The organism is Asticcacaulis excentricus (assembly GCF_003966695.1).
Lineage (GTDB): Bacteria > Pseudomonadota > Alphaproteobacteria > Caulobacterales > Caulobacteraceae > Asticcacaulis > Asticcacaulis excentricus_A.
In genome coordinates, this window is record NZ_AP018827.1 from 991,115 (window position 1) to 1,003,284 (window position 12,170).

General features: G+C 60.3%; 12 protein-coding genes and 1 riboswitch. Of the genes, 9 read left to right on the forward strand and 3 right to left on the reverse strand.

Annotation, left to right across the window (positions count from 1 at the left end; all coding sequences use genetic code 11):
• The first annotated feature begins 135 nt into the window (after positions 1–135).
• The 5 genes from gap to EM6_RS04505 all read left to right on the forward strand — a co-directional run bounded on the left by gap (position 136) and on the right by EM6_RS04505 (position 4,658).
• Complete coding sequence (gene gap / locus EM6_RS04485) at positions 136–1,158, forward strand: type I glyceraldehyde-3-phosphate dehydrogenase (RefSeq protein WP_126420528.1); 1,023 nt, start codon at positions 136–138, stop codon at positions 1,156–1,158.
• A 54-nt stretch (positions 1,159–1,212) separates the two neighbouring features.
• Entirely contained in the window at positions 1,213–1,512 is a 300-nt protein-coding gene (locus tag EM6_RS04490; RefSeq protein WP_126420530.1) for a hypothetical protein, read from the forward strand.
• Between the two features lie 34 nt (positions 1,513–1,546).
• Complete coding sequence (locus EM6_RS04495) at positions 1,547–2,740, forward strand: phosphoglycerate kinase (protein ID WP_126420532.1); 1,194 nt, start codon at positions 1,547–1,549, stop codon at positions 2,738–2,740.
• A 136-nt stretch (positions 2,741–2,876) separates the two neighbouring features.
• A complete protein-coding gene (gene fba / locus EM6_RS04500) occupies positions 2,877–3,917 on the forward strand; it encodes a class II fructose-bisphosphate aldolase (protein WP_126420534.1) in 1,041 nt (346 codons plus the stop codon).
• A 264-nt stretch (positions 3,918–4,181) separates the two neighbouring features.
• Positions 4,182–4,658 (forward strand): Hsp20 family protein, encoded by a 477-nt coding sequence (locus EM6_RS04505; RefSeq protein ID WP_126420536.1) that lies wholly within the window; start codon positions 4,182–4,184, stop codon positions 4,656–4,658.
• A gap of 165 nt (positions 4,659–4,823) precedes the next feature.
• Here EM6_RS04505 and EM6_RS04510 read toward each other — a convergent pair whose 3' ends face one another.
• Positions 4,824–5,555, reverse strand: a complete 732-nt coding sequence (locus EM6_RS04510; protein WP_126420538.1) for a helix-turn-helix transcriptional regulator — start codon at positions 5,553–5,555, stop codon at positions 4,824–4,826.
• A 193-nt stretch (positions 5,556–5,748) separates the two neighbouring features.
• Complete coding sequence (gene metC / locus EM6_RS04515) at positions 5,749–6,921, reverse strand: cystathionine beta-lyase (RefSeq protein ID WP_126420540.1); 1,173 nt, start codon at positions 6,919–6,921, stop codon at positions 5,749–5,751.
• A 242-nt stretch (positions 6,922–7,163) separates the two neighbouring features.
• Here metC and EM6_RS04520 point away from each other — a divergent pair, with 242 nt between their 5' ends.
• Genes EM6_RS04520 through EM6_RS04535 form a run of 4 tightly spaced genes read left to right on the forward strand, consistent with a single transcriptional unit; the run spans position 7,164 to position 10,993 of the window.
• Positions 7,164–8,192: a sulfate ABC transporter substrate-binding protein gene (locus EM6_RS04520; protein ID WP_126420542.1), complete on the forward strand. Its 1,029-nt coding sequence runs from the start codon at positions 7,164–7,166 to the stop codon at positions 8,190–8,192.
• Positions 8,193–8,205: 13 nt separating this feature from the next.
• The gene (gene cysT, locus EM6_RS04525; protein ID WP_126420544.1) at positions 8,206–9,099 is read left to right on the forward strand and encodes a sulfate ABC transporter permease subunit CysT; all 894 of its coding nucleotides are present in this window, start codon (positions 8,206–8,208) and stop codon (positions 9,097–9,099) included.
• Between the two features lie 2 nt (positions 9,100–9,101).
• Entirely contained in the window at positions 9,102–9,947 is an 846-nt protein-coding gene (cysW, locus tag EM6_RS04530) for a sulfate ABC transporter permease subunit CysW (protein ID WP_126420546.1), read from the forward strand.
• An 11-nt stretch (positions 9,948–9,958) separates the two neighbouring features.
• Positions 9,959–10,993 (forward strand): sulfate/molybdate ABC transporter ATP-binding protein, encoded by a 1,035-nt coding sequence (locus tag EM6_RS04535; RefSeq protein ID WP_126420548.1) that lies wholly within the window; start codon positions 9,959–9,961, stop codon positions 10,991–10,993.
• Between the two features lie 66 nt (positions 10,994–11,059).
• On the opposite strand, the gene EM6_RS04540 is transcribed toward EM6_RS04535, so the two are convergent.
• On the reverse strand, positions 11,060–11,713 hold the full coding sequence (locus EM6_RS04540) for a hypothetical protein (protein ID WP_126420550.1): 654 nt from the start codon (positions 11,711–11,713) through the stop codon (positions 11,060–11,062).
• 177 nt (positions 11,714–11,890) lie between these two features.
• Positions 11,891–12,080: riboswitch (cobalamin riboswitch) on the forward strand.
• Positions 12,081–12,170: the final 90 nt, after the last annotated feature.

The window sequence follows — 12,170 nt, forward strand, 5'->3', positions numbered from 1 at the left end:
GCACCGGGTAGCGCTACCACGTGCCGCATGATGGTATTTTGCACTTGACTTGGCGAGACTTAGGGACAAAACCAAGGTCGCAAAAACATGGATTTGCCGCCGGTTTCGACGGCCCTGAGCACAAGGGATGTGACAATGACTTTACGTGTGGCGATTAACGGATTTGGTCGTATTGGCCGTCTGGTTCTGCGTTCGATCATCGAGAACAACCGTACCGACATCGAAGTGGTGTCGATCAACGATCTCGGCCCGGTCGAAACCAACGCCCACCTGCTGCGTTACGACTCTGTGCATGGCAAGTTCCCGGCCGAAGTGAAGGTCGAAGGCGACAGCCTGATCATCACCGCCAATGGCAAGACCTATGCCCCGATCAAGGTGACGGCGATCAAGAACCCGGCCGAGCTGCCGCACGCGGCACTCAAGGTCGATATCGCCATGGAATGCACCGGTATCTTCACCTCTAAGGAAAAGGCCTCGGCCCACCTCGAAGCGGGCGCGAAGAAGGTCATCATCTCGGCCCCCGGCGACAATGCCGACAAGACCATTGTCTATGGCGTCAACCACGACACCCTGACCGCCGAAGACACGGTCATTTCCAACGCCTCGTGCACCACCAACTGCCTGTCGCCGGTGGCCAAGGTCCTGTCGGACCTGTGCGGCATCGAGCGCGGCTACATGACGACCATCCACTCCTATACGGGTGATCAGCCGACGCTCGACACCATGCACAAGGACCTGTATCGCGCTCGCGCCGCGGCGCTGAGCATGATCCCGACCTCGACCGGTGCTGCCAAGGCCGTGGGCCTCGTCCTGCCGCACCTGAAGGGAAAGCTCGACGGTTCGTCGATCCGCGTGCCGACCCCGAACGTCTCGGTGGTGGACCTGAAGATCGTGCCGTCGCGCCCCGTCACGGTCGAAGAAGTCAACGCCGCCATCATCGCCGCCGCCGACGGCCCGATGAAGGGCATTCTCGCCTATACCGACGAGCCGCTGGTGTCTTCAGACTTCAACCACAATCCGGCCTCCTCGACCTTCGCGCTCAAGCAGACGCAGGTCATCGACGGTCAGTTCGTGCGCATCCTGACCTGGTACGACAATGAGTGGGGCTTCTCGACCCGCATGTCGGACACCGCCGTCGCGCTGGGCAAGTTCCTGTAATAAGATACACCCCGCCGGAGCGATCCGGCGGGGTTTTTATTGCGAGGGAGCGGGATGAAAAAGAAGGTCGCATTAGGTTTATGGCTCACAGGAAGCCTCATATCTGGATTTATTCATTTTATGAGCTTGGCCGTTTTGGCGTTGAATTATTATGTGAATAGTATTGATTTTATATGGACCGCACCAGTAGTCCTTAGTTTTCTGATTGCCGCATACATAATCGCCAAAACTACTCCTAGACCATCTTTAAGAACCATTATTATTGATATTCTTAGCCTAACAGCCGTATTCGCATTCGGCTGGTTTTTAGGCAGCTTATTCTTAAACTGGACCTACCCCCCAAATTACAACTAGGCTGTTTCCTTAAAAGCCTAAGGACGATGAAGATATGACCTTTAAAACCCTTGATGATGTTTCCGACCTTCACGGCAAGACCGCGCTGGTGCGCGTCGATTTCAACGTGCCGGTCGAAGACGGTCGCATCACCGACGACACGCGCCTGAAGGTGGCCTTACCGACCATCGAAAAGCTGCAAAAATCAGGCGCGAAAGTCGCCCTTCTGGCGCACTTCGACCGCCCGAAGGGCAAGGTCGTGCCGGAAATGTCGCTGCGGTTCGTTGCTCCGGCCCTGTCGGCGCTGCTGGGGACCACCGTCGCCTTTGCCGATGACTGCGTGGGTGCAGACGCCGCCGATGTGCTGAAACTGTTGCCCGCCGGGGGCGTGGCCCTGCTCGAAAACGTGCGCTTCCACGCGGGCGAAGAAAAGAACGATCCCGACTTTGCGGCGCAACTGGCCGCACTTGGCGATATCTACGTCAATGACGCCTTCTCCGCCGCCCACCGCGCCCATGCTTCGACCGAAGGCGTTGCGAAACTTTTGCCCGCCTATGCCGGGGAGTCGATGCGCCGCGAACTGGACGCGCTGAACGCCGCGCTGGGCACACCCGTGCGCCCGACCATCGGCATTGTCGGCGGTTCCAAAGTGTCCACGAAGCTCGACCTGCTGAAAAATCTGGTGGGTAAGCTCGATGCGCTGGCCATCGGCGGCGGCATGGCCAACACCTTCCTCTATGCCCAGGGACACGAAGTCGGCGGTTCCCTCTGCGAAAAAGACCTGAAGGACACGGCCCTCGAAATCCTGAAAGAGGCCGAAACCAAAGGCTGCCGCATCCTGCTGCCGCTTGATGTCGTTGTGGCGCAGGACTTCAAGGCGCACGCGGCTAATCGCACGCTTGATCTGGGGTCGGAACTGAGCGCCGACGACAAGATTTTCGACGCGGGCCCCAAGACGGTGGCGCAACTGAAAGACGTCATCGCCAATTCCAAAACCCTGATCTGGAATGGCCCTCTGGGTGTGTTCGAACTGCCACCGTTTGACGCCGCGACCGTCGAAGCCGCGAAATTTGCGGCAGAACAAACGCAATCGGGTAAGCTGGTCGCTGTGGCCGGTGGCGGCGATACGGTTGCCGCGCTGAACCACGCCGGTGTGGTGCAGGACATGACCTTTGTGTCCACGGCGGGCGGCGCGTTTCTGGAATGGATGGAAGGCAAGGACTTGCCGGGCGTCTCCGCACTCGGTTAAATGAAAAGGCTATAGCTCTGGTGTCAGGGAGCCAGACCGACTAATATTTAAATGATTTTCAGACCTTGCGGCCTGAGACCGGAAACCGGCCAGTCCGCAGGGTCCTCACTGAGCATATGAAAGAGGGAAATTTATCATGGCTCGTATCAGTCTGCGCCAGCTTCTCGACCACGCGGCCGAGAACGATTACGGCGTACCGGCCTTCAATATCAACAATATGGAACAGGGGCTGGCCGTCATGGACGCCGCCCGCAAGGCCGAAAGCCCGGTCATTATTCAGGCGTCGCGCGGCGCGCGCAACTATGCGCACGACATCATGCTGACCAAGATGATCGACGCTCTGGTCGAAATCTATCCGGAACTGCCGATCGTCATGCACCAGGACCACGGCAATTCGCCGGCGACCTGCGCCACGGCCATTCAGAACGGCTTTACCTCAGTGATGATGGACGGCTCGCTGATGGCCGACGCCAAGACGCCCGCCGACTTTGAGTACAATGTCAATGTGACCAAGACCGTCGTCGATTTCGCCCATGCCTGCGGCGTATCGGTCGAAGGCGAACTGGGTGTGCTGGGTTCGCTGGAAACCGGCATGGGCGAAGCCGAAGACGGCCACGGGGCCGAAGGCGTGCTCGACCATTCACAACTGCTGACCGACCCGGATCAGGCCGTTGATTTTGTGGCCAAAACCAATGTCGATGCCCTGGCGATCGCGATGGGCACCTCGCACGGCGCCTACAAGTTCTCGCGCAAGCCCGATGGCGAAGTTCTGGCCATGCACGTCATCGCCGAAATCCACAAGCGCCTGCCCAATACCCACCTCGTCATGCACGGTTCGTCCTCGGTGCCGCAGGAGCTTCAGGACCTGATCAACGCCTATGGCGGGGAAATGCCGCAAACCTACGGCGTGCCGGTCGAAGAACTGCAAAAGGCCATCAAGATCGGCGTGCGCAAGATCAATATCGACACCGACTGCCGCATGGCCATCACCGGCACGATCCGCAAATACTTTATCGAAAACCCGGCGGGCTTCGATCCCCGCTCGTACCTGAAACCCGCCAAGGAAGCGATGCAGCAGGTCTGCTATGACCGCTTTGTGCAGTTCGGCACCGCAGGCAACGCCTCGAAGATCAAGGCCAAGCCTTTGTCGAGCATGGCGAAATACTATCTGGCGTAATAAAAACTATACCTCTCTGGCTTACCGGAGAAGAATACCAATCGAAAAAGCGCAGGCCCCACGCCTGCGCTTTTTTTGTTTATAAAATTTTGCGGCACCTCTTGAAGCCGTCTAAACCCTCACCAAATCCATAGACGTAAGACGCCGACACCGGGTCTTTCTGGACCGCTTCATCGCCCGTTTCGGGGATGCGCAAGCGTTCCAACCGACAACCGAAGACAGCTCTACGCCGCTGTCGATCTCGCTTTGGATAAGGAGACTTTCATGCGTACTCAAATCGACTTTTCCCCCCTGTACCGCAGCGCCGTTGGCTTTGACCGTCTGGTCAGCCTGCTCGATTCCGCCGCGCGCACCGATACTGCGCCGGGCTGGCCGCCGTACAATATCGAACGCATTGCCACCGGCACCGATGGGGATGGTGACGCCTACCGCATCGAAATCGCCGTCGCTGGCTTCCGCCCCGACCAACTGAATATCGAGGTCAAGGAAAACGTCCTGACCGTCACCGGCAAGAAGGACGCCGAAGACGGATCGCGCACCTTCCTGCATCGCGGTCTGGCCGAACGCAGCTTTGAGCGCCGCTTCCAACTTGCCGACCATATCCGCGTCACCGAAGCCGAACTGGCCAACGGGCTGCTGACCCTCAACCTGATGGTCGAAATCCCGGAAGCCAAGAAGCCGAAGCAGATTGCCATCAAGACCTCCGGCAACACCCCGCAGGCACTGGAAGCCGCAGAGTAAGCCTTGCGTATGCACTGAATGCCGCTTCGGTCGGCGCGTATCGGTGCCCCTTATCCCCGACCGAATGGGTCGCGTCTCTCGTATCTCTCTGATGAGGGATGCGACCCGCCCCTTCTCTCTCCCCCTCCGAAACTCCGCCGGAAGCGCCCCCTCGCTTCCGGTTTTTTATGCCGTCTCGGCCTGACGCGCCTCATAGGCCCGGTACATGGCGTCTTCCTGCTCGCGCCATTGTCTGAGCAGCGTCGTGCGCCGCGTCGGATAGCGCTCATCCGCAACGCTCAGATTACGAATACGGTCAGAGCGGAAATGCCGGAAATCCTGCCGCAATTCACACCAGCCGACCAGCAGCCGCGCCCGCTCATAAAAGCCCAGCGCCACAGGCCAGACGACACGCGCCGTCGTCGCCTCTTTCACGTCGCTGTAGTCCATAATCAGTTTGCGTTCGGACTTCAGCGCCTGACGGATCATTTTGAGGTAGCGGTCTTCAAACTCCGTCACCGCGGCATCCTTCCACGGCGGCGGCACCATCAGGCCGGTCGTTTGCAGACTGTCGCGCATATCGTCAGGCAGGACGGCATTGATCTTGGCCAGCGCATTGACCGCCGCCGCCGAAATGGCCTTGTCCGTGCGCCCGGCCACCCATTTGACCCCCAGCGCAATGGCCTCGATCTCATCGTGCGACAGCATCAGTGGCGGCAGCATGAAACCGGGGCGCAGCAGAAAGCCCACCCCGGCCTCGGCCTCGATATCGGCCCCCTGCGCGCGCAGGGCATCAACGTCCCGATAGAGGGTGCGCAGCGAGACGTTCAGCTCCTGCGCCAGACAGTCACCGGTTACCGGATAGCGGTGCCGGCGCAAAATCTGTAGCAAATTCAAAAGCCGGGCGGCGCGCGACATATCCCTTCCCCTGCGTCAGTCCACTTTTGACATAGCGCAAAGGCCGGAACAAATCAAAAACAAAATCTATAACACCGCCAAAGCGGAATGATCTCTGATCATTCCGCTTAAGCCGCCATTGAGGCGGCGGCCAAGGTGGCGGAGCCGCCGCCCGGCGAGGGGCTAAAAGACAAAAATCTGGATCATTATGTTTCTATAAAGAAACATAATGATCCAGAGCCTGTTCAATATCGGCGATCAGGTCGTCGGGGTCTTCGAGGCCGACATAAAGACGCACATAGCTGCCTTCCAGCGGCGCATGGTCTTCGGGCGTTAGTTTGTGACGGCCGATAAATTGCGGTTCACAATTGACGGCGAGGCTCTCATAGCCGCCCCACGAAAAGCCCAGCCCGAACAGTTTGAGCGCATTCAGAAAGCGCTGTGAGGCCGGTTCACCATCGCCTTTGAGCACCACCAGAAACAGGCCATTGGGCGCGCTGAAATCCCGGCGGAAGACGTCGCTTCCCGGATGGCTGTCCAGCCACGGATGGACCACGCGGATCACTTCGGGGCGGGTGGTGAGCCATTGCGCCACCTTCAGACCCGCCTCGCCTGACTGTTTGAGGCGCAGGTGCAGGGTGCGCAGACCGCGCAGGGCCAGATAGGATTCGTCGGCCGAGGTGAAGAAGCCCCACGCCTTGATGGCATCATAAATCGCCTTGGCCAGCGCCGGATCATTGACCGCTACCGACCCGATCAGCACATCGGAATGGCCGCCCACATATTTGGTCAGGGCCTGCATGGACATATCGACCCCGTGCGCCAGCGGCTTGAACAGCACACCCGCCCCATAGGTATTGTCGCAGAAGGTCAGGATGCCACGCGCCTTAGCGGCCTGCGCAATGGCCGGGATATCCTGAATTTCAAAGGTCAGCGACCCGGGGCTTTCGAGATAGATCAGCTTCGTCTTTTCGGTGGCGAGCGCCATCACTTCGTCTGGCGTTGCGGACGGCGCATACCAGGTGACATCGACGCCAAAGCGCGCCAGTTGCGTATCAAGAAACCGCCTGACCGGGCGATAGGCCGAATTGACCGCCAGCACATGATCGCCGGCCTTCAGCACCGCAAAGATGGGCAGGGTCTGCGCCGCCAGACCGCTGGGCAGGATAAAGGCCTCTTCCGCGCCCTCCAGTTCGGCCAGCAGTCGGCACAGTTCGCGCTGAGTCGAAAGGCCTTCGGTGCCATAGGTCGGCTTGATATCGTCGCGATACAACACCTCCGCGCTTTCCATCAGCACGGTCGATCCGCGCTCGACACCGGTATTGACGGCGCGGCGGCTGCGGGGCTTATCCAGAACCGGAGAGATGACGCGGGTGGTTTCACGCATGGGAAGAGCCTTTCGTATACGATGACTGCTCTGCCGCCGAATGGCGTCAGGCGCAAGTGAAGATTGACCGGATCGCAGATTAGAACGACTAATCCGACCCGGTAAAAATCGTCGCCTGACCAATTGTCATGGATTTGGCATATGCTGCGTCATGGGGTAGGCTGTGGCGTTATCAAAAGACGTGCGCAAAATTCCTACCAAATTGCATTCGTAACCGGCCTTTTCCGTACAGGAGACCGACCATGACCCGATCTGTTGCTCTTTCCCGCCGCTGGCTGCTCAAAGGCGCGGCAGCGGCTGGCCTTACGGGTTCGGCCCTGTCTCTGGCGGCTTGCGGTCAGAGCGGTGAGGCGTCGGCCAAGACCCTGCTCAACGTCTCCTACGACCCGACGCGCGAGCTTTATGTCGCCTATAACAAGCTGTTCGCCACCAAGGTGAAGACGCCGGTGACGGTCAATCAGAGCCACGGCGGCTCCGGCAAGCAGACGACCGCGGTCATCGAAGGGCTCGATGCCGATATTGTCTCTCTGGCGCTGGCCCACGACATCGACGCCATTGCCGCAAAAGGCCTGATCAGTGCCGACTGGGCCAAACGTCTGCCGCACAATTCGACCCCCTATTATTCGACCATCGTGTTTCTGGTGCGCAAGGGTAACCCCAAAGCTATCAAGGACTGGGGCGATCTGATCAAGCCGGGCATCGGCGTCATTACCCCCAACCCCAAGACCTCGGGCGGGGCGCGCTGGAACTATCTGGCGGCCTATGGCTGGGCCAAAACCAATGGTCAGGACCCTGCGGCCTATATCGAAGCACTTTATCGAAATGTGCCGGTGCTCGACACCGGGGCGCGCGGATCGACCACCACCTTTGTGCAGCGCGGTCAGGGCGATGTCCTGCTGGCCTGGGAAAACGAGGCCCTGCTGGCGCTGAAGGACAGCGAAGCCAAGGATTTCGAGATCGTCTATCCGTCCCTGTCGATCCGCGCCGAGCCGCCGGTCGCCGTGGTGGACAAGACTGTCGATAAGAAGGGCACGCGCGCACTGGCCGAAGCCTATGTGAAGGGCCTGTTCGACGACGACGCACAAAAGCTGGTCGCCGAAAACTTCTACCGCCCGGTCAGCGAAGCCGTCGCCGCGCAGTTCACGCAGACGTTCCCGCAACTGCGCCTGTTGTCAGTGGACAGCGACTTCGGCGGCTGGAAAAAGGCCCATGCCGATTTCTTTGCGGCGGGCGCGGCCTTCGATGCGCTGCAAGTCAAGCTGAACAAGTAAGCCCCAGGCCTTTATGACCATCAACGCCACCCCTACGCCGGGCGCTGTTCCGCTGGCCACCGAAGGCTACAAGCCGCCTAAGGCGACGCACAAGGCGCGCGTCCTGCCGGGCTTTAGCCTGTCGCTGGGCATCACCCTGACCTATCTGTCGCTGATCGTCGTCCTGCCGCTGGCCGCCCTTCTGGCGCGTCCGTGGGAACACGGGCTGGACGGCGTGTGGCAAACCATCAGCGACCCGCGCGTCCTGGCCAGCTTGCGCCTGACCTTCACCACCTCGCTTCTGGCGGCACTGGTCAATCTGTTTGCCGGGCTGATCGTGGCCTGGGTGCTGACGCGCTATGAGTTTCCGGGCAAGGGGCTGGTCGATGCGCTGGTCGATCTGCCGTTTGCCCTGCCCACCGCCGTGGCCGGCGTGTCGCTCTGTTCGATGTACGCCGCCAATGGCTGGGTCGGCAGCCTGTTCGCGCCCTTAGGTATCAAGATCGCCTATACGCCGCTTGGTATCTTCGTAGCGCTGGTCTTTGTCGGCCTGCCCTTCATCGTGCGCTCGGTGCAGCCCGTTCTGGCCGAGTTCGATGCCGAGGTCGAAGAGGCCGCCGCCACTCTGGGGGCCACGCCGCTGCAAACCACCTTGCGCGTCATCGTGCCCTCGCTGGCGCCGGCCCTGCTAACCGGCTTTTCGCTGGCCTTTGCGCGCGCCGTCGGCGAATACGGCTCGGTCATCTTTATCGCCGGCAATATGCCCTTTGTGTCGGAAATCACGCCGCTGTTGATCGTTATCAAGCTGGAAGAATTCGACTATGCCGGGGCGGCCGCCATTGCGGTGGCCATGCTGAGCCTCGCCTTCCTTAGCCTGCTGCTGGTCAATGCCCTGCAACTGCTTCTATCGCGCCGGGGACGCGCCTGACCATGAGAGCCCGCGCCCCCGAAAAACCAAAGACCCCCGCCGCCTTCCTGCTGATGGCGCTGGCCGCCGTGTGGATGGCGCTGGTTATCGTCCTGCCGCTGGTCAATGTGCTGGCCGAAGCCTTCAAACAAGGCGTTCAGCCCTACCTGTCGGCGATCGTACAGCCCGACGCCCTCAGCGCCATCCGTCTGACCCTGACGGTCGCCGCCATCGCCGTGCCGCTCAATGCCGTCTTCGGCATAGCGGCGGCGTGGTGCGTGACGCGCTTTGACTTTGCGGGTAAGGGGCTGTTGCTGTCGGTGCTCGACCTGCCCTTTACCATCTCGCCAGTCATTTCGGGCATGGTGTGGGTACTGTTGTTCGGCGCGCACGGCTGGTTCGCCAGCGTGCTCGAAGCCAGCAATATCAAAATCATCTACGCCCTGCCCGGCCTCGTTATCGCCACCGTGCTGGTCACCCTGCCCTTCGTAGCGCGTGAGTTGATCCCGCTGATGCAGGATCAGGGTACGGACGAAGAAATCGCTGCGGTGACGCTGGGGGCTTCAGGCTGGGATGTCTTCTTTCGCGTGACTCTGCCCAATATCAAATGGGCCCTGACCTATGGCGTGCTTCTGTGTACGGCGCGGGCCATGGGCGAATTCGGCGCGGTGTCGGTGGTGTCGGGCCATATCCGCGGCCTGACCAACACCCTGCCCCTGCACATCGAAGTGCTGTACAACGAATATGACAGTGTGGGGGCCTTCGGGGCCGCGACGCTGCTGGCCGGTCTGGCGCTCGTGACGCTGGTCCTGAAAACCCTGCTGGAATGGCGCTTCGGTGACGAACTGGCCGCCAACCGCCGCCACTGATTGAGCTTTATATGTCCTTAGTCGTCAAAAACATCACCAAACGCTTCAGCGACTTCGCCGCGCTCAACGACGTGTCGTTCGAAGCCCAGCCGGGCGAATTTCTGGCCCTGCTCGGTCCGTCGGGTTCGGGCAAGACGACGCTTTTGCGCCTGCTGGCCGGGCTCGACCGTCCGGATACGGGCCGTATCGACTTCGACGGCCTCGACTATCTGACGCTGTCGGCGCGCGACCGTCGCGTCGGCATGGTGTTTCAGTCCTACGCCCTGTTCCGCCACATGACCGTGGCGCAGAACATCGCCTTTGGCCTCAATGTGCGCCCCTCCAAAGACCGCCCGTCCAAGGCCGAGATTCAGGCCACGGTGCAGCGCCTTCTGAAACTGATCCAGCTCGAAGACCTCGGTAAGCGCTACCCCAGCCAGCTTTCGGGCGGTCAGCGGCAGCGTGTGGCGCTGGCGCGCGCTCTGGCCATCAATCCACGTATCCTGCTGCTCGATGAACCCTTCGGCGCGCTCGATGCGCTGGTGCGCAAAGATCTGCGCCGCTGGCTGCGCCGCATCCACGATGAAACGGGCGTCACCACCCTCTTCGTTACCCACGATCAGGAAGAGGCGCTCGACCTCGCCGACCGCGTGGTGGTGCTGAAAGACGGTCAGATCGAACAGATCGGCAAGCCGCTGGAGCTTTATCGCCACCCGCAATCGGCCTTTGTCTTCGATTTTCTCGGCACGTCCAATCAGGTGCCGGCCAGCCTGTCGGACGGGGTGGCCGACTTCGGCGGCTTCAGCGCCCCGGTCGTCAGCCCCAAGGCGCTCAGCGGCGCACAGACCGTGCGCTTTCGCCCTTTCGATACGCACCTGCACCGCGAGGGGCCGGGTTTTGAAGCGAAGGTGCTGTCCCTCCTGCCCGCCGGGGCCAATCTGCGTCTGGAGCTTCAAAGTCCAACGGGGCAGGTGTTTGAAACCCAGCACGCCCACGACTCAGAGGCCTCAGACCTGCGCCTGAACGACACGGTCTATCTGCGCCCGTCCAAGGTCTATGCGTTTTAGCGCTATCCCCTTAGAGGCGGTGCGAAAGACAGGGTAGGGTGAGATCGGCAAACCTTGCCGTAGAAGCTATCTGATCAGTTCGCTTTTCACCGTGACCGTGCCGTTGGCCGGGGTGAACGTCATCCGAAAATCGTGTTTGACGTCGCAAAGGGCCATTGACCAGATTTCGCTCCAGCCCCCTGTTTCCGGACGACCTTCGATCCGCGTGTCGTAGAGGAGTGGGAGTTGCTGACAATTGTCAGGCCCCTTCGCCCTACGCATCGCCTGCATGGCGTCAAAAGCCAGGCTTGAGGCCTTGAACTGTGCGTCAATCGAGGCAATGGTTTCGCCGTCTCTCAGGAAGTCCATATTGGGCAGCGTATTGCGGCGATCGTGCCACGCAAGAAAATTATGGCGATAGGTTTTCCCGCAACCTCTCACCACAACCTTTTCCTTGACCGCGATAAGTATGTCTTCCCCCGCGCCAGACATGGCTTCGTTAGTAAAAAAATCTATAGATGACCGGTTGTTAGGCAATACAAACGGCTCAAACCCGTCCGAAATATAGGTGACTTCAGAACAGTTGCCAAAGACCCACTCCCGCCGCACAGTGATGCCATCAAGGTTCAGATATTGCTCCAGCTTGGCCTTATATGCGGGCTGTCCGTATCTGCCGGTCAAAATCTCCGGCCGGTCGCCTAAGCCCGTAATAACAACTGCCGCTACCGCCAAACCCAGCATCTGTGCCACTCCCCTGCGCCATCAACCCGCAACACTATGACAGTAGCAGGGCGGGTCGATACCACAAAAACGGTAGGTTGCCTTTGGCGGAGCACAGCCTGTCAAACCGCGTCCTAAGCGCCACACTTGTCTTTATACACGCGCACCGCGCTTGACCTTCTCCCCCTGCTCCCCTACCCCCGACCCTGTGCAGACGGTGCCGCAGAGATGCGGCTTAAAAGGGAAGCAGGTGTAAGGCCTGCGCTGTCCCCGCAACTGTAAGCGTCGAGTGTTCCGCCATACGCCACTGGTTGTTTCTGAACCGGGAAGGCGGCGGAACACGCCTGAGACGTGAGCCAGGAGACCTGCCCCTGCTGTCGTCCTTCGCGTGGTCGGGGTGTGCCACAAGAGCGGATAAGCCTTTTTAACCGGAGGCCTTCCTCAGAGACGATTCGTGGTGCGCGCCGGTCCGTCCGGG